Origin of the sequence: Roseobacter sp. OBYS 0001 (genome assembly GCF_019654895.1) — a bacterium.
Lineage (GTDB): Bacteria > Pseudomonadota > Alphaproteobacteria > Rhodobacterales > Rhodobacteraceae > Roseobacter > Roseobacter litoralis.
Genome location: NZ_BPES01000001.1, coordinates 723877 through 741961 on the forward strand (window position 1 = coordinate 723877; position 18085 = coordinate 741961).

Annotated in this window: 16 protein-coding genes; 8 read left to right on the forward strand and 8 right to left on the reverse strand. The window is 54.7% G+C overall.

Annotation, left to right across the window (positions count from 1 at the left end; genetic code table 11):
* Window positions 1–31 precede the first annotated feature (31 nt).
* The 3 genes from K5Q35_RS03505 to speB are packed head-to-tail and all read left to right on the forward strand — an operon-like array spanning window position 32 to window position 2679.
* Complete coding sequence (locus K5Q35_RS03505; RefSeq protein ID WP_220798456.1) at window positions 32–853, forward strand: ABC transporter permease; 822 nt, start codon at window positions 32–34, stop codon at window positions 851–853.
* Window positions 850–1665 (forward strand): ABC transporter permease, encoded by an 816-nt coding sequence (locus K5Q35_RS03510; RefSeq protein ID WP_220798457.1) that lies wholly within the window; start codon window positions 850–852, stop codon window positions 1663–1665. Before K5Q35_RS03505 ends, K5Q35_RS03510 begins: the two co-directional genes overlap by 4 nt.
* A gap of 45 nt (window positions 1666–1710) precedes the next feature.
* On the forward strand, window positions 1711–2679 hold the full coding sequence (gene speB / locus K5Q35_RS03515) for an agmatinase (RefSeq protein WP_013961657.1): 969 nt from the start codon (window positions 1711–1713) through the stop codon (window positions 2677–2679).
* An 842-nt stretch (window positions 2680–3521) separates the two neighbouring features.
* On the opposite strand, the gene K5Q35_RS03520 is transcribed toward speB, so the two are convergent.
* From K5Q35_RS03520 to K5Q35_RS03555, 8 genes are all read right to left on the reverse strand, one after another.
* Window positions 3522–4997 (reverse strand): acyl-CoA synthetase, encoded by a 1476-nt coding sequence (locus tag K5Q35_RS03520; protein WP_374758570.1) that lies wholly within the window; start codon window positions 4995–4997, stop codon window positions 3522–3524.
* A gap of 68 nt (window positions 4998–5065) precedes the next feature.
* Window positions 5066–6082, reverse strand: a complete 1017-nt coding sequence (locus K5Q35_RS03525) for an NAD(P)-dependent alcohol dehydrogenase (RefSeq protein ID WP_220798459.1) — start codon at window positions 6080–6082, stop codon at window positions 5066–5068.
* 3 nt (window positions 6083–6085) lie between these two features.
* Complete coding sequence (locus tag K5Q35_RS03530; protein WP_220798460.1) at window positions 6086–7210, reverse strand: acyl-CoA dehydrogenase family protein; 1125 nt, start codon at window positions 7208–7210, stop codon at window positions 6086–6088.
* Window positions 7207–8163 carry a branched-chain amino acid ABC transporter permease gene (locus K5Q35_RS03535; protein WP_259650442.1) on the reverse strand — a complete coding sequence of 319 codons (957 nt, stop codon included), beginning with the start codon at window positions 8161–8163 and terminating at the stop codon, window positions 7207–7209. Before K5Q35_RS03535 ends, K5Q35_RS03530 begins: the two co-directional genes overlap by 4 nt.
* Complete coding sequence (locus tag K5Q35_RS03540; protein WP_220798462.1) at window positions 8163–9020, reverse strand: branched-chain amino acid ABC transporter permease; 858 nt, start codon at window positions 9018–9020, stop codon at window positions 8163–8165. Before K5Q35_RS03540 ends, K5Q35_RS03535 begins: the two co-directional genes overlap by 1 nt.
* Window positions 9021–9087: 67 nt before the next feature.
* Window positions 9088–10287 carry an ABC transporter substrate-binding protein gene (locus K5Q35_RS03545; RefSeq protein WP_220798463.1) on the reverse strand — a complete coding sequence of 400 codons (1200 nt, stop codon included), beginning with the start codon at window positions 10285–10287 and terminating at the stop codon, window positions 9088–9090.
* A 42-nt stretch (window positions 10288–10329) separates the two neighbouring features.
* Window positions 10330–11031 (reverse strand): ABC transporter ATP-binding protein, encoded by a 702-nt coding sequence (locus tag K5Q35_RS03550; protein ID WP_013961664.1) that lies wholly within the window; start codon window positions 11029–11031, stop codon window positions 10330–10332.
* Window positions 11032–11033: 2 nt separating this feature from the next.
* Complete coding sequence (locus tag K5Q35_RS03555) at window positions 11034–11801, reverse strand: ABC transporter ATP-binding protein (protein WP_220798464.1); 768 nt, start codon at window positions 11799–11801, stop codon at window positions 11034–11036.
* Between the two features lie 140 nt (window positions 11802–11941).
* On the opposite strand from K5Q35_RS03555, the gene K5Q35_RS03560 reads away from it, so the two are divergent.
* The 5 genes from K5Q35_RS03560 (at window position 11942) to K5Q35_RS03580 (ending at window position 18072) form a co-directional block, all read left to right on the forward strand.
* Window positions 11942–12844: a LysR substrate-binding domain-containing protein gene (locus tag K5Q35_RS03560; protein WP_220798465.1), complete on the forward strand. Its 903-nt coding sequence runs from the start codon at window positions 11942–11944 to the stop codon at window positions 12842–12844.
* A 1515-nt stretch (window positions 12845–14359) separates the two neighbouring features.
* Window positions 14360–15394, forward strand: coding sequence for a LacI family DNA-binding transcriptional regulator (locus K5Q35_RS03565; protein WP_220798466.1), 1035 nt, complete (start codon window positions 14360–14362; stop codon window positions 15392–15394).
* Entirely contained in the window at window positions 15391–16275 is an 885-nt protein-coding gene (locus K5Q35_RS03570; protein WP_220798467.1) for an amidohydrolase, read from the forward strand. The genes K5Q35_RS03565 and K5Q35_RS03570 overlap by 4 nt, the downstream gene beginning before the upstream one ends.
* Window positions 16276–16336: 61 nt before the next feature.
* Window positions 16337–17068, forward strand: coding sequence for an SDR family oxidoreductase (locus K5Q35_RS03575; protein WP_220798468.1), 732 nt, complete (start codon window positions 16337–16339; stop codon window positions 17066–17068).
* A 41-nt stretch (window positions 17069–17109) separates the two neighbouring features.
* Entirely contained in the window at window positions 17110–18072 is a 963-nt protein-coding gene (locus K5Q35_RS03580; RefSeq protein WP_220798469.1) for a substrate-binding domain-containing protein, read from the forward strand.
* The last annotated feature ends 13 nt before the right edge of the window (window positions 18073–18085 follow it).

Here is an 18085-nt window from a genome sequence, read left to right on the forward strand (position 1 = left end):
CCACAGCATCGTCTGTGGCACCCTTTATCTGATGTCCCAGTCCCTGCGCACCTGCCTTCTCATTGGCCCGCTGATCCTGTTTCTGGCGGTATGTTATCTGCTGCCGTTTCTGGGCATCGTCGGGTGGAGCGTGACCTTGCCAGACCCCGGCCTCGGGCAATACGAGACCGCGCTGACCGATCCGTTGGTGCATTCGGTCGCGTGGCGCACATTGCGCATCTGCGCGCTGGTCACGGTGTTCTCTGTCATTGCGGCCTATGCGATCTCGCTGGTCTGGGTGCGCGGCAGCCCGATGCAGCGCGTGTTGGTCGAGCTGTGCATCCTCATTCCGTTCTGGATATCTGTGCTCACCCGCGCGTTCGGCTGGCTGTCCCTGTTGTCAAACCGGGGCATCATCAACACGTTCTTGCAGAATATCGGACTGATCGACGCCCCCTTGACGCTTGTGCGAAACGATTTCGGCGTGGTGGTTGGCATGACGCACTTCCTTATTCCCTTTGCAGTCTTTCCCATCGCTTCTGCCATGCGCAGCATGGATGAGCGTGCCCTGATGGCCGCGCGCGGCATGGGCGCAGGACGCACACGCATATTCTGGCAGGTTTTTGTACCTATGACGGGAAACGGCATCATTGGTGCCGCGCTGATCGTCTTTGTCTTTGCGCTTGGCTTTTTTGTCACCCCCGCGATCCTTGGCGGCGGGCGCAGTGTGATGATTGCCGAGCTTATCTATCTGCGCATCTTTCAAAGCCCGAACTGGGGCCTCGCTGCCGCCATCAGTGTGCTGATGATGCTCGCGGTGGGGATGTTCCTGTCAGCCCTCATGCGCCACCTTGCGCCAGGAACCGAGCGATGAAGGTACGCCTGAGCCCCATTTCGGTTGTCTGTGCCGCCTTTGTGGGCGTCTTCTTGATGTTGCCTCTCATCGCTGTTGTGCCTGTATCCTTCACACCAAAGCGGTTCCTGTCCTTGCCTGACGATGTCTGGTCGCTGCGTCATTACGCGGCTCTGATCGACAAGCCGCAATGGCTGGAGGCCACGCTGACCTCTGTGCAGATCGCGGCCCTGTCGGGGGTGCTGGCAACCAGCCTTGCGTTCGCCTTCAGTTTAGGCATTTGGATGATGCGTCCACGCTTTGCTGCAGTGCTGATCGGCCTTGCGCTGTTGCCGATGGTGGCCCCGCCCGTTGTGTCCGCGCTGACGCTGTATTTCTTTCTCATCTCGGTGGGCAAGATGAATGCACTGATTGGCTACGACAACATGGCGGGGGTCGTCCTGGCCCACACGGTGATGATTGTGCCCTTTGCGGTGATCCTGATCTCGGTGTCTTTGGCGCAGGTGGATCGGCGCATTGACCTGGCCGCGAGGGCGATGGGCGCGGGTCTGCTGACACGCATTTTCGTGGTGCTGCTGCCGAACATCCGCTTTGGGGTGCTGACGGCGTTTTTTCTTGCTTTCGTGTTGTCGTGGGAGGAAATCGGAGTGACAATTTTTATCACGTCGGTGCAAGTGATCACCCTACCGCGCTTGATGTGGATGGGGTTGCGCGACAACATTGACCCTGCGATCGCGGCAGCATCGGTGGTTTTGATTGTCATCGTGGCGATTGTGATCGTCTCGCGCGCGGTTTTGACGGCTGTTTTGAGCAAGAAGCGCGCGCAAGAATAGGTCTCTGACTTGCATTTTTAACCACACTTAAGGAGGACCACAATTATGACGGATGCCCCGTTTTCGTTCCAACCCGTGTCCGCAATGGAGGTGCCTCGGTTCGCTGGCGTGCCCACTTTTATGCGCCTGCCTTTCGTGCCGCTTGAGTCCCCGCACATCGCGCAAGTTGATATCGGGCTGGTGGGTGTGCCTTGGGACACAGGCACCACAAACCGTCCAGGTGCGCGCCACGGACCACGCCAATTGCGCGACTTGTCCACTATGATCCGCGCCCGTCATCCTGTGTCGGGGGTGGAACCTTTCATGGCCCGCAATTGTGCGGACCTTGGCGATTGCCCGGTCAACCCGGCTGACACCATGGATACCCTTGATCGGGTGTCCACGTATTTCAAATCCCTCAAAGCCGCCGGGATTACACCTTTGGTTGCGGGTGGCGACCACCTTATCACTTTGCCCGTGCTGCGTGGATTAGCCCAAAACGCGCCGCTCGGATTAGTGCATTTTGATGCGCATACCGACCTGTTTGACAGCTACTTCTCAGGATGCAAGTTCACCCACGGCACTCCGTTTCGGCGCGCCATCGAAGAAGGTCTGCTCGACCCCAAACGCATGATCCAGATCGGGATTCGCGGCACACGGGGCGGTGACGATGTGGAATGGGGGCTGGAACAGGGTATTCGGATCGTTACCATAGAAGAGCTTTATGACTTGGGACTTGACGCAGTCATGGAGGAAGCGCGCACTGTCGTAGGCGATCAACCAACCTATCTGTCGTTTGACATCGACAGCATCGACCCGTCTTTTGCACCTGGCACGGGTACTCCGGAGATTGGCGGATTCACGACGTTCGAGGCACAGAAAATGGTGCGCCAATTGTCGGGGCTGAACCTCGTGGGTGCTGACCTGGTTGAAGTCAGTCCGCCCTTCGATCCGTCAGGTGGCACCGCTTGGGTTGGCGTGTCGTTGATGTTCGAGATTTTGTGCCTGCTGTGTGAAAACGCTTCGGACCCTTAGGTGGTGGTGCCGCAATTTTTACATTTCGGCTATTTCCGTCGCTGCGCGCGCCCATGAAACTTGAAGTGTCCACCATCAAGAGCTTAAAAGCTGCGTTCCAGAAGCGGGCATTGTTCCATGCCGTCGCTTTAGGCGATTTTGGTCTCAGATCCGGCTTTCGCCGCTGAGCCAACGAAGGAATAGTTTTGGCAATACTTCGAGGTGCAAGGTGGTCGGCGGGTGGCGTAGTATCGTGAAACGAACGGTGCAAAACGTGTCATTGATTGTCGTTCACGCAACGTACCTTTTGATTCAGCGTCTTTTTCGGGATTTTTGAAACCCCATTCCCGTCTGGCTCGAGACGTACCGCAGGGGTTCAGGATCACAGCCCCATCCAAACACCACCGTTCGCCTGTCTTTGCTCCCGGGGGGCTGGACTGCTCCAATTCGTATGCACTATGTGTGCAACACAAAATCGCCTTCTGGCGTGCTATATCGGGTATTTGGCGGTCGCGCGGATTTAATCGACTTGAAGCGCATTGCAACCAGAGTGAATTAGAGAACTCAGCAACTCAGCGACGGAAAGTGGTCATTTGCATCGCGTAGCGCGGATTAAGGAATTGATGAGTTGAAGGGGGCTTGGGGCAGGGGCAACAGCAACCCTTGCGGGTGGGTCTCGGATCGCGTTTTGACAAGCGACTGATCCGGTAACCAGTGCGAGAGAACGTGATGCGAATGCCTCTGGCGCGGACGCAGTGATAATCCATCATTAAAGCTGCAATGGCCGCTTACGACGCCTTTTCGATCGCAACCATCGTGACAAACGGCGCAAATGACAGCTTTGCGTCTGTTCAGCGTACCATCTAACTCTTGTCCCAATAGTCAGATTTCAACACGCGTTTATTCATTTTCCCGGTTGCCGATCGTGGCAAGGTATCTCGAAATTCGATGCTCCGGGGGCACTTCAGGGCGGACAGTTTTGAGCGGCAAAATAGCATTAAAGTTTCAGCCATATCTTGCGAATTTTCATATTCCGGCAGCAATTGCACAACCGCATGAACGGCTTCACCAAAATCTTCGTGAGGAATGCCGATGACAGCGGCGTCAAGGACAGCGGGATGGCCAAGCAGCGTATCTTCGGTTTCTTGCGGGTAGATGTTCACGCCGCCGGATATGATCAGGAACGACTTTCGATCTGTCAAATAGAGATACCCGTCATCATCCAAACGGCCGATATCGCCCAGCGTTGTCCAGCCTCGCGCATTGGTGCAAGCGCGGGTCTTTTCGGGATCACCATGATAGGCAAATTTCTGACCGTTCTCAAAGTAGATTTCGCCTTCGGTTCCCACCGACACTTCATGGCCATCAGCATTGCAAATATGCACCACGCCCAGTTTTGCACGACCAACTGACCCGGGATGGGCCCGCCATTCTGCGCTGGTGATCGCGGAGAACCCGTTATTCTCAGTACCTGCATAATACTCGTGAATAATGTCCCCCCACCACGCCAACATGTCATGTTTGATGTCTATGGGGCAGGGAGCTGCCGCATGAACCGCCATTCCCATTGAGGAGAGATCGTACCGTGCGCGCACGGCCTCGGGGAGTTTCAGCAGGCGCACAAACATGGTCGGCACCCATTGACTGTGTGTGATCTTGTAGCGTTCAATCAGGCGAAGGGACGTTTCGGCGTCGAACCGGTCCATGATCACCGCTGTCCCGCCCATCTTGATCGTGACCATCGCATGCCTCAGGGGCGCTGCATGATAAAGCGGTGCTGGGCAAAGGTATCGTGTGTCAGGGCCGTAGCCGAACAAACCGTTCAACAAATCAATGAGCATGGTCCGCGCCCCCGGAGGGCTCTTTTCCAAAGGCCATTTGATGCCTTTTGGGCGTCCGGTCGTGCCGGACGAGTAAAGCATATCGAGTCCTTGGGCTTCATCAGGGATCGGGGTTGTTTTTTGATCTGAGACTTCTTTGGACCAGAAAGGGTATGTACCGCTGGGTGCTCCAACGATCATGATCTTGCATTGGTCTGCCTGCACGGGGGCCAATTGTGTAAGAATATTGACAAACTGATCACCCGCGACGAGCAGCCGTGCATCACAATCGGCCAGAATATAGCCGATTTCATCCGGGTTCAGATGCGTGCTGATCGTCGTATAGTAGATGCCAGCGCGATCCGCCGCGAAGCAGACTTCGAGCATTTCACGCCGATTTTCCATTAGAATGGCAATATGGTCGCCCGCATCGATGCCCTGTGCCCGCAATACATGCGCACCTTGGTTGGCGCGTGTTTCCAAGGTGCCAAAGGTGACGGTTTCACCGGTGGTGGCCATGATAAACGCAGGCTTGTCCCTGGGGTGCGCCCGCGGTTGGTATGGATAAGTGTGTTCGGGCATGTTGGTCAGAATTGCACAAGGGTCTTGCCGAAATGACCACCCGTGCGGAGATGTTCCATGGCGGGTTTCAGGTTTTCGAAGGCAAATGTTTCACCCAAGGCGGGGCGCAGGCTGTGTTGCGCCATCGCGCGCAGCATCGCCGTGAACCCGTCGCGATGGCCTACTGTCACGCCTTGCAAGCGCACCTGACGGGCCACGATGGGGCCCAATGACGCTTCGATATTCAATCCTGACAGCACGCCGATCATCGACAGCGTCCCGCCCGGACGGACCGCGCGCAGGGACAAGGGCAAAGTCTTTGCACCGCCCAGTTCGATAATGTTGTCATAGCCGCCTCTGTCTGCCGTGATCTGACGACTGGCGCGCGCCCAATCTTCTGTTGTGCGGTAGTTGATCGTGGCATCTGCACCCATCTTGCTCACGCGTTCCAGTTTGTCATCGCTCGAGGAAATCACGGTTACATGTGCGCCATGCATCTTTGCAAAGGCCAAGGCAAACAGTGCGACGCTGCCGGTGCCCTGCACCAAAATCTTGTCGCCCGCTTGCGTTTGTCCATGGGTGACAATCGCGCTCCAGGCGGTCAGGGCAGCGCAAGGCAAAGTGGCGGCCTCGGCGTCCGAAAGGTAGTCGGGTACTTTGACCACACCGTCAGCAGAGAGGCAGACACGGTCAGCCATGACCCCATCAAGCGGGCCACCCAAGGCTGACGAAAACCGTTCTGGCGTAGGCTCTCCACTGGTCCAGTTCTGGAAGTATGTGGGGCACACACGGTCACCTGCCGCGACGCGAGTTACATCGGCACCGACCTCAATGACTTCGCCAACACCGTCTGACACCGGGATCAATGGCAGCTCGCCCGTCGCCCGTCCATAACCGCGTTCGGGTACGATAAGATCACGGGCGTTCAGCGAGGCCATGCGCATCGCCACGATCACCTGACCGGGGCCACATACCGGGTCAGGTCGCTGTGAAAGTTTGAGATTGTCAAAGCCCCAGTCACCTTCGATCTGGAATACACGCATGGTCTATGGCCCTTTCTGAGCGGTCAGGCGCGCCACTCTGTCTTTAAGAATATTGGTGGCCCCATCGGTAAGGCCCGCAATCTGTGCAGCGGCGATATGACGGGTAAAGGGGTGCTCTGGCCGCAATCCTTCGGCACCCATCAATTGCAACAACTCCGGTAGGTGGGTTTGTGCGGTGGTGACGGCCGCTATTTTGGCCTGTGCGGCCGCAAGTTGTGAATCTTGGCCTGCGTCGATCAATGCTATGGCCTTCGCGGTCAGGTCTTCTGCGGCGCGCAATGCTGTTTCGGCTGCGGATAATTGCGTCTGCCAGCTCGGTATGGCGTTCAGCGGTTTGCGAAAGCTGTGACGCTGCGCGCCATAAGCTGTGACGTCGTCGATGGCGCGTGCGAGCATCCCGTTGCACATGGCGGCAACATAGGTGCGGGCACCGTTGATCTCGGTCAGAATGGCCTTAAACGCGGTTCCGGGGGCAATCAGCAGGGCATCAGCGTCAACGCAGACATTGTTCAGAGTAAAACCGCCGGTCCCCATGCTGGTCTGGGCAAAGCCTGCGTCGATGGCGTAACGATCTACGCCTTGTGAATTCAAATCAACCAGAAAGGCACCGATGCCGTCCGCGTCACCGATGGTGGTGCACTGGGCATAGATGATGCTCAGACCTGCATGGCGTCCATTGATGATCCACGTCTTTTCGCCGTTCAGCGTCCAGCCGCTTTCCGCTCGGCTCGCCATTGTGCTCACGGCTGCAAAATCACTTCCCGTGCCGGGTTCAGTCAGTGCGGTACAAGCGCTCATCTGGCCGCCAAGCAGGTCGGGCCCATAGCGCTGGAACAGCGGGTAGGGTGCAATTTCGGTCAGCCTCAGCGCGATATTATGCGTGTTGACCAGAGACATCGCAAAGCCGAAATCCGCGCTGGCAAGAATGCGGCAGGCGGCGGCGCGGGTGGCAAAATCGAGACCGAGCCCACCAGATTCCAGCGGCACTTGCATCCCCAAAATACCCAGAGATCCCGCCATTTCATACATCGCCGGATCAGGACTGCCACCCATCGACCAACTTGGCGCAGCAGGCGAAATACGATCTGCGGCGAATTCTGACACGCGATATAGAAAGGCTTGTGTCATCTCTTGGGGCGTCCCCATTTGGCCAGTAAATCACTTGTCACTCCAACGATGCCGCGCGGCATGAAGATGGTCGCAAGCACAAGCACCAGGCCATACAGGATCAGCCGGAAGCTATCGGCAAAGCGCAGGTACTCCGGCAGGAATACGACGAAGAATGCGCCGATGATTGGCCCTGCAATCGTGCCCGATCCGCCCACGATGACGGCAAGGATCGCATCAAGCGACTGGGCCACGCCAAAAATTTCGGGGTTGATGAAGCTCTGATAGTGGGCATAAAGCGCACCCGCCAAACCCCCGAACATGGCCGAGATCACAAAGGCGAACAGTTTGTATTTCCAAGCCGCAATACCGATGGCTCCGACCAGATCCTCGTTCTGGCGGATCGCGATCAGCGTTTGTCCGATGCGCGAGCGGATGATGAGGGCCGCAAGCGTCGTCATCAACACGGCAATGATCAGGACAAAATAATAATAAACCTCACGGTCGCGCCAGTTGAACATTCCGTTGTTATCGCCCGGTTTGGGAATGCCTGTAATACCCGCCTCGCCTTGGGTCAGTTGGTGAAAGTTCATCAGAACGATGAAAATCACCATGTTGAACGCAAGGGTAACAATCGCAAAGTAATGCCCTTTGACACGTAAGCTGGGGTAGCCTGTCAGCAGTGCAAAGAACGCGGTGACGAAGGGTGCCAGTGTGATGGTCAGCCAGACGGGCATATCAAAGTGGATGCCCATGAGCGCCGTGGAATAGGCCCCGATCCCCATGAAGCCCGCCTGCACAATAGAAACATAGCCGGTGTAGCCTTGGATCAGGTTCTGTCCTTGCGCCGCGATCACCCAAATCAGAGCAAGCACGCTGAGATGCAGGTAGTATTTCACGGCAATGAACTGCGGAAGCAGAATAAAACCCGCCAGTGCTACTGCGTAGAAAATCGCTGTTCGGTTCAGGGTCATCATGCTTTTCCCATCAGGCCTTGGGGGCGGAACAAGAGCACGCCAATCATCACCACAAAAGCGATCACGTCCTTGTAAGCGGAGGAGATGAAGCCCGCGGCCAGTGCCTCGGTGATGCCGAGTACAAGGCCACCGACCACCGCGCCGGGGATTGAGCCCAAGCCGCCAAGGATCAGCACTGCAAAGCCCTTCACCACCAATCCTTCACCGATGCCAGGTGCTATGGCGAACAGTGAGCCGACCATGACACCTGCGCAAACACCAAGCGCGGTCGAAATCGCAAAGACGACGAGCGGTATTGTGTTCACGTTCACGCCCATCAGGATCGCCGCGTCGCGGTTTTCTGCGACCGCGCGGATCGCCTGGCCGGTTTTAGTTTTCTCCACGAATAGCGTCATGGCGATGATCAGCAGGGCGGCGGCGAGGATAACGTAAAGCCGCAGCTCTGGAATCGTAACGCCGCCAATGTTGAAGACACGCGACAGATCGGTTGGGATCACGACTTGTTCGTGGCCGAAGAATTCAAGGTTCAACCCCTCAACCATCATTGTCAGGCCCAGTGCCACGATAAAGGCATTGATGTGATTTGCGTTCCGGACCGGCCTGTAGGCCAGCAACTCGATCAAGACGCCAAGGACGAGACCGACAATGAGTGCGACAAGGATCGCAAAAAGAAGAGGAAAACCCCAACTGGTCACAAAGAAAAAGGTAAGATAGCCGCCAAACATCGACACCGAGCCATGGGCGAAGTGGGCGATCCCAAGGATACCGAACACCGTGGTTAGGCCCAGTGCGATCAGCACATAGACGCCACCGATGGCCACGCCATTGATAATTTGCTGAATGACTTCAACCATGTCCGGTCCTACACATAAGAGGAAAAAGGGGGCACAGGCACATCGCCCATGCCCCTTCAGGAAGAAATCAGTCGATTGTGCTGAGGAAGGCCGAATAGGCGGTCGCGTCAGATGGCAGATCCTGCACAAACACCCAATTTCCGCTTTGCCATTGGAAGGCACCGTTTGATGTATAGGCCTGACCGTTCACGTCGAACATCTTGCCGTCAACCGGCAGGTATTGCATCACCACTTCGTCTGGCACAGCCAGTCCGCGCAGCGCTGCGGCCACGGCGGCAGTATCATCCACTGTGCCCGCAGCTTCGATTGCGTTTTTCAAAGCATAGGTCTGGTCATAGGCGTAGGGAGAGCTGGGGGACGGCGCGATCCCGAATTCAGCGGAGTAATTCGCATGATACGCCTTGCCATTCTCGGATGCCGACAGCAGCGTCAGCTCTGTCGGGCGCAGATCCCAGACACCTTCCATCTGCTCGGACGTTGCAACGCGCAAAAACTGCTCTTCACTGCCCGAGGTGAAGCCATACCGCGGCACATCAATGCCCAGTTCAACCGCCTGACGGTAGATGAAGGCCGCCGGCTCAACATAGCCAACCACGAGGATCGCATCAGGCTCTTGTCCACGGATCTTGGTTAATTGCGGAGACATATCGCGGTCTTTGAGACCAAACGCCTCGCGGCTTACAATCTCGCCACCGGCCTTGTTCAACTCTTTTTCAAAAGCGTCCACATAGCTGGCATAAAACCCCACATCGAGGGCACCCAGAACAGCGACCCGTTTATGACCTTTCTCAGCGACAAACGTACCTGCGGCTGCCCCGGTGTAGTCCGCTGGCGGGCGCGTGCGCGTGAGGTTTGGAATTTCGCGCGTGGTGATAGAACGTTCCGCCGCATTGCCCACTAACATTACCGCGTCTTCGTTCTCGATAAAGGATGCAACAGCGCCGGTCGCACCGGAGCAGCAAAACCCGAGGATGTATTTCACGCCGTCGCGGTCGATCAGCTTGCGCACCGCGTTGGAAGCTTCTGTCGGGTTGGCTTTGTCATCATAGGCGATGACGTTGAGCATGTAGGTGTCGTCGCCCACTTTTATGCCGCCGGCTGCGTTGATCTCTTTCGCAGCGAGGTTAACGGCGTTGGCTTGCGGCAGGCCGTATACTGCACCCCCGCCAGTCAGGGCGTCGCTTACCCCGATATCAAGTGTCTTGTCTGCGGCAAAGGCGGCGGTGGCCGTCAATGCGAATGCAGCGGTTATGGCTGTCAGTTTCATGTGTGTCTCCTCCCAGAAACGTTAAAGTCCCAAACGTTGATCTCAGTGGCCCAGATATGCCTTTGCGACATCCGGGTGTGATTGCAGTTCCGCGCCCGTGCCGCTCAGCACGATCTCTCCGGCCTCAAACAAATAGGCGCGATCCGCGAGGCGTAGCGCCATGGCAGAGTTCTGTTCGACCAGCAGGATAGTCTTGCCCATCTCTTTGATCCGTTTGATGGTTGCGCCAACCTCGGCCACGATTTTTGGGGCCAGCCCCAGCGATGGCTCGTCAAAGATGCACAGCTTGGGGCGGGCCATCAAAGCACGCCCAATGGCCAGCATCTCCTGTTCTCCGCCTGAAAGTGTCCCTGCCGCTTGGGTCGAGCGATCCCGCAGAATCGGAAACATATCCATCATCTCGTCGATATCGCTGGTTTGCTCGGCGTCGGTGCGGGTGTAGGCCCCCATGCGCAGGTTCTGCAGAGTCGTCATTTGGGGAAAGACCTGCCGGCCCTCAGGACACATGGTAATGCCTGCCTTGACAATCGCATGGCCACTTTGATTGGTAATATCGCGGCCTTCAAACGTGATAGTACCAGCGCTAGCCGGCACAAGCCCGCAGATAGCCTTGAGCGTCGAGGACTTGCCCGCGCCATTGGCCCCGATCAGGGCAACACACTCACCCTCACCAACTTCAATATCAATGCCGTGGATGACTTCAATCGGGCCATAGCTGACGCGCAGGTTTGAAACGGCCAGCATGCTCATGCTGCCTCTCCAAGGTAGGCGTCAATCACCACCGGATTGTTGCGGATCTCTTCAGGTGTGCCTTCAGCAATCTTCTGGCCAAAGTTCAACACGACGATGCGGTCACTGACATCCATGATCAGCGCCATGTGGTGCTCGATTACCAGCACCGAGACACCAAGGGCGCGGATGGATTTAATCAAATCACTCAGCGTTTTACGTTCGTGCGATACAAGACCGGCAGCAGGTTCATCGAGCAAGAGTACTTTGGGATCGGAGGCCAAAGCCGTTGCTATCATCAAGAACCGCTGCTGCGCAGAGCTGATCGTGCCGACGCGCTTTTGCTCGACCTCTTTCAGCCCGGTGATGTCAAGAATATGAGCGACGCGCTTTTCCAGCGCACTATCTTCGACCGGGTTGCGACCGATGCCAAAGACCGAAGACAACGGATGCGACGTTCGGGTGACATTGCTGCCCAGCATGATCTGTTCGCGCACCGTGAATTCGCCGAATGTACTGGCAGTCTGGAACGTGCGCGCCAGACCCTGCGCAACGCGCGCATACTCAGGCAGAGCATCGATTTGCACATCGCCGAGCACAATTTTGCCAGAAGTGATGGCAAAGATGCCTGCGAGGCTGTTAACGGTTGTAGATTTTCCAGAGCCATTGGGTCCGATAAGTCCAAGGATTTCAGCCTCTCGCACCTCGAAAGATAAGTCGCGGATGGCGTGAACACCACCAAACGATTTGCACAGTGTATCCACCTTGAGAACAGGCGCTGTCATGAAACCCCCTTCCGCACGTCGATTGCGGTGCTTTGACGGTAGCGAGGTTAATGAGTCGCGCAAAATTCAAAGATTTAGTCTTTGTATCTAAAATTTAGATGCATATGATTTCACGGATTTAGTTGAAACAAAGGCGGCACATGGTAGTTAAAATTAGAAATATAACATCAATTCAAGTGTTTAATGTCGCATCTCAGACTGGAAACGTAACGCGGGCCGCTCAGTTACTTAACATAAGCCAAAGCTCTGTGAGCTACCACATCAAAAAATTGGAAACTGATCTGGGGTGTTCCTTGTTTCGACGGACCAAGAAGGGGTTGGAACTGACTGAGGAAGGCACGTCGTTGGCGATCCATGTTGAGAAAGGCTTGAGCATGATCCAGACGGGGCTGGAACGGGTCGCGAACTTGGCGGGATCAGTCAAAGTCGCGCTGCTGCCTATGTTCTCCAGCCGGTGGCTTTCGTCTCGCCTGGGCAGTCTGATGGAGCTGCATCCGGATTTACAATTGTCGATGCACAACCACAATAACAGTTTTGCAAGAATGCAAAATCCGTCCAGCTTTGCCGACCTTGGGATCCAATGGGGCAAGGGCAATTGGAGTGGCTTTGACGTCCATCGCCTGTGGCCCGAAAAACTGGCCGTGGTGTGCAGCCCGGCGTATTTGGCGGCACATCCAATCAGTCAACCAATGGATTTGTACAAGTGTAACTTGCTCCATGTTGACGACAGCCGAATGTGGGACGAATGGCTGGCGCTGAACGCATTAACCACAAACGCTGGACAGGCTCAAATGATGTTGGAAGATCGGCACTTTCAACTGAGTTCGACAATCAACGGGCTGGGGGTGTCGCTATTTGCCTCATGGTTGGTGGAGGAAGAACTTAGAAGTGGTGTTCTGGTGAACCCTTTTGGGCGCAACTTTGAAACATCCTTTGCGTACCACCTGATCGTGCCCAAGGGCGAAAAGCCGTCCAAGCCCGTCGAACAGTTTTGTGATTGGTTGCTTCAAATGCGCGGATCGCAAGCAGAAGGGACATCTTAAATTGCATGTCCGCATTTTTCGGTTTGAGGCTTTTGAAGCAGGGTGCAGCATCGGGCACCGGGCATCGGGCATCGGGCATCGGGTTTCGCTTCGCCATGCGCCGCTGTGCCCTCAAGGAGTCAGCGTCAGCAATCGCTGCGAATTTTAAAAAGGCCGGCCGACGAAGAAGCGCACCGCGATGCATGTTGCATGAAAAAATAAGTGAGCAGTGTGCAAGTAAAGTGCCCTTGAGAGGCCGTATCCTTGTCGGCGGTTTGCGAAGTCCATAACTGTGTGCGGTTGTCGTTTGAGGAGAAGCTCACTATCGCGGACCCACCCAATCGCCGCCTTTTAATGGCCCTCGCCCTTGGGGGCTAGACCGCCCCAATATCGCGCTCTGCCGGGGTAGATTGAACACTTGGTTTTCCGCGGAGTCAGGCGAATGAAGACTGGGGTTAGGCGACGCCGACAAGCGATGTATCGACCACGTTTTTTGGGCCTATCCTTTCGGTGGAATTGGTGGGGTCAAGAGGAAGAATTCTGCTTTGCTTGCAACGCTGACCGCTACTTATGGCTTTAGGCTTTTCAGCTTTCGCGGTCTACCAGTCAGGAAATCGGGTTTCAAAATACCTTGTAAGCCTAAACGACATCAGTCCCTTTATCTTGTGTTTCAAAGCAAGGATGGGTGAAATCTTGGCGGGGCTGCCGTCTTGCGCATTGTAACGGATCACCTCTTTGGTCTCTGTGATAGCCCATCGCATAGGTTAGCAATCTTTGTGCGGGCTACGTGCACACGAGCATTTTATCTTTCACAAAGCGTTTCTCCGACTGAGTCGAGCGATAGAAAAGGTGGCTCAGACTAGAAACCAACCCAATTATCGCCATTCGCCTGTCTTCACTCCTGGGGGACTAGACTGCCCCAATTTGTGTGCAGTATGGTCCCAAGAACCGGCCCGTGGACCATAGGAGAACCAAGAATGCTCGACAACGCAGCCACTGCGGCGGCGAGACTATCCTGCGCGCCCATGATGGATTGGGAAGACTTATTTTTAGATTCAATGGGTTGATGGGTATCGTGTGCACTTTGTGCAACATGAAATCGCCTTCTTTCGCGCTCTGTAGGGCGTTTTGCGGATCGACGATTTGATCCAGTTGCGGTTCGTTTCAAGAGGGCAAAATGTTCATTTTCGTCGATATCCCTAAATGGGTCTGCCTTCGTTCTTCGAAGATGGTTGAACAAGTCTCGTGCGGGATCAGTATCAACCTTGAGTGATAAAGGTGAGGCAACCGGCTTTCGCTTGCGCGTAAGCCCGCTTGTATTTGTTCGTCCAACGCATGTTATGTTGATCTCCTAGGCCGGAGCTTCTCGACCGCCAAAAAACCAGACAGTACGTTGCGCCGAACACATAGTTGACTTGCTGTATCATTAGGTAAGTTCGATTACTCAGACCTCTTAGAGGAATATAACTTGACTAGAAGAAATCTATTTAATAAGTAATTTTAACGTTAAAACAACGCATGAGTGGGGAGGTCCAGTTGAGGCGGAAGGTTACACTTGCTGAAGTTGCACGTTCTGCCGGTGTTTCGCATCAGACTGTTTCAAATGTTTTGAACAATCGCTCGGTGGTGCGCGAAGAGACCCGCAAGTCTGTTTTGTACCACTTGAAAAAGACTGGATACCGCCGAAATGCGATGGCCCGTAGCTTGAAGACCAATGAGTCCAATCTTATTGGCCTCGTCGTCCCAAGCATGACAAATTCCATGTATGCCGAAGTGGCGCAGGCGATTGTATTTGAGGCTGAGCAACAGGGGTATACGGTGATGATGGCGGTCACACATCGCGATCCCGAGGCCGAGTTGAATGTTGTTAATACAATCATCGACCACAGCGTGGCTGGTATATTGATTTCGCCTTCGGACACGGAAGGGGCTGCCAGCAAGCTGATCGCAGATTTGGATGTTCCGGTTGTGGAGATGTTGAACCGCAGCGCCGCAAATATGTGCGATGTTTTTGAGGCGGACAACCGTGAAGGGGGGAGAATTGCAACAAGCCACTTGATCGATTGCGGACACAAAAGCATCGGTTTTATTGGTGGCGTCAGTAATTCGACTGCAAAGAACCGGTTTGAAGGATTCGCGGAGGCATTGGGCGAAGCTGGTATTGCATTGTCGGCGGATCTAGTTGGTCGCGGTAACTATACCAGAGAGGGAGGTCAGGCGGCCTGTCGGCAGATGTTGGATAGCGGTCAACCATTCACCGCGCTGTTTTGCGCAAGTGATATCATGGCGTATGGTGCGATGGACGAATTGGCCGCGCGCGACTTGCGTGTCCCGCAAGACATTGCACTCATTGGATTTGATGACATGGAAATGTCGTCGATGCCTGGTGTTGGTCTGTCTAGCATTTCCTTTCAGCCTGCGGTGTTAGCCCGAAAGGCTATTGCGCAACTCCTTGATCGCATCAAAGGGCCGAAACCTGCAGAATCCGAGATCAGACGCGACTTGGAGCCATGTTCACTTGTTGTGCGCGCCAGTACGGTATTGCCACGCAAGCAGGAGAGCTCAGCATGAAGATTGTAGATCCACATTTTCACATTTGGGATCTCAGCCAATTGTCGTACCCTTGGTTGACTACCGGCCCGTCGACCGGCGTTTTTGGCGATAATACCCCCATACGGCAGACGTATACCCTTGGCGAATACCTTGCTCAGAGCGGGTCCTTTCACGTTGCAAAAACTGTCCATGTCGAAGCTGCAGTTGCGCAAGGGCAGGATCTTCAAGAAACCGCTTGGCTTGAACGAGTTGCGCAGGTCCAGGGGCAGCCAAACGCAATTGTGGCCTATTGTGATCTATCAAGCGAGGCCGCCAAAGCAAAACTGGACGGACAGCGGCGAACCACACGTGTGCGTGGTATACGTCAAATTCTGAATACACATGATGATGAATTGCTCAATTTTGCTCCTCAAGAATTCATGGAAAATGATCTGTGGCTCGAAGGGTTCGAGTTGCTGAGTGCACGCGACCTGTCGTTCGATATGCAAATCTATCCATCACAAATGGCCGCCGCAGCACAGCTTGCTCGACAGAACAATGGCACTCGTATCGTCCTCAATCACACGGGTATGCCTCTGGGTCACGACCCTGCTTCCTTCAATGCATGGCGCGCTGCAATGTCCGAACTTTCGCTCTGCGATAATGTTTCGGTTAAGATATCTGGTCTGGGCATGATGTTTCATGATTGGACTACAGAAATGATACGGCCTTTTGTACGCGAAACCATCAAACTGTTCGGTGCTGACCGATGCATGTTCGCGAGCAATTTTCCTGTCGACAGTATGTTCTCGACCTTTGAAACGCTTTGGACGGCTTACCGCGACATCGTTTCGGATTTGAGCTCGGCAGAACAGGATAAAGTCTTCCACCAAACAGCAGAACGAATTTATCGGATATGAACCTGCCGTTTTATTTTGTAAAAATTTTAACGTTAAAAAGAAAGTTTTGGAGTGTACTGCGATGGAAAGTAAGAAATGTCTGGTTACGGCCGCGGGGCAGGGCATCGGGCGCGCGATCGTCGAGGGGTTGCTGGCCGCCGGCCACAGCGTGGTCGCAACGGATTTGAATGGATCACTGCTTGCGGATCTCGACGGCACCCCTGGCTGTGAGGTCGCTGCCCTTGATGTCACAGATGCTGGCGCTATCACCGCGCTTTGTAATCGTATCGGTCCGGTCGACGTGTTGTGCCATTGTGCAGGATATGTCGACAGCGGAACGGTGTTGGACATCACAGACGCGCAATACGACTTCAACTTTGATTTGAATGTTCGCTCTGCTTTGCACATGTCGCAGGCTGTACTGCCTGGAATGATTTCGCGCCAAGATGGGTCTTTGATTTTTATCTCGTCAGTCGCGAGCGCAATCAAAGGTGTTCCCAATCGTGCCATTTATGGAACGACAAAGGCGGCACTTTTGGGGCTATCAAAGGCCATCGCTGCCGATTTTGTCGCGCAGGGCATCAGATCAAATTGCATCTGCCCCGGCACAGTTGAGACCCCTTCGTTGGATATGCGCATTGCCGAAAGCGGCACCGATATTGATGTGCAACGACAAGCCTTTATCGCTCGCCAGCCAATGGGGCGGCTTGGGCGTGCGGAAGAAATTGCAGCACTGGCCGTTTTTTTGGCCGACACAAACGCCGGTTTCATGACCGGTCAAGCGCTTGCGATCGACGGGGGTTGGACAATCTGACTGCCGATAAGACCCAATCAAATCACTGGAGGAGAAACACCATGATTAAATCAAAACTAAAGAACTTCTTGGCTGTGGGGACCATTGCGACAATGGCAAGCGCGGCAGCAGCCGAAGACGTGACCATCGGCTATTCCGTTTTCTGGGGCACGAACCCCTTTCTTGTGACAATGGTGAACGGGGCTGAGGCCGCCGCTGCCGAGTGGAAAGAAAAGGGTTACGACATTGATATTGTTGTGACCAATGGCGGCGACGACGATAAAACACGTCAAGTAAACGATCTTGAAGATCTGTTTGCGCAAGGTGTCGATGGCCTTTTGATCTTCCCCGGTGACAGCGTCATGGTCGGAGAACCCATCGCTAATCTGTACAATGCATCAAAGCTTCCGGTTGTGGTTACTGATATTGGAGTGCGCAAAGGTGAAATCACCTCACTGGTGATCACGGATAATCTGGCGGGCGGTATGCTCGCAGCTGAACAAATGGCCAAGATTGTTCCCGCAGGGGCAAAGGTGATCACGCTGGATTACGCACCAACCAACGACAACGCTCAGCTGCGCCAAAAAGGGTTTGAGGATCGCGCCGCTGAACTGGGTCTAACAGTTCTTGAAGAAGCTGCCATGCCACCAGCGATGACCTTGGACAATGGCCGCAACGTCATGGAAGATTTGCTGGTCTCCGAGCCCGACATCGTAGGTGTCTTCTCGTTTAACCAAGTTGTTTTACAAGGTGCCTATGCGGCACTTGAAGGCGCAGGTCGTGTTGGTGAAGTCAAACTAGTTGGTTTTGATCTGGACCCGGTCTCCTGGCAGATGGTGCGTGATGGCAAGATTGATGCCCTAGTTGTTCAAGATCCCTACGCTATGGGATTTACGGGTTTGAACCAAGTGATGGCTGCGATCACAGGTGCGGAAACTCAGGAATTCATCGGTCTTGATACCAAGCTTCTAATTTCTGAAAACGCCGACGAATTCGCCGACGACCCACAAGTTACAGGCAAATGAACTCGTCAAAACA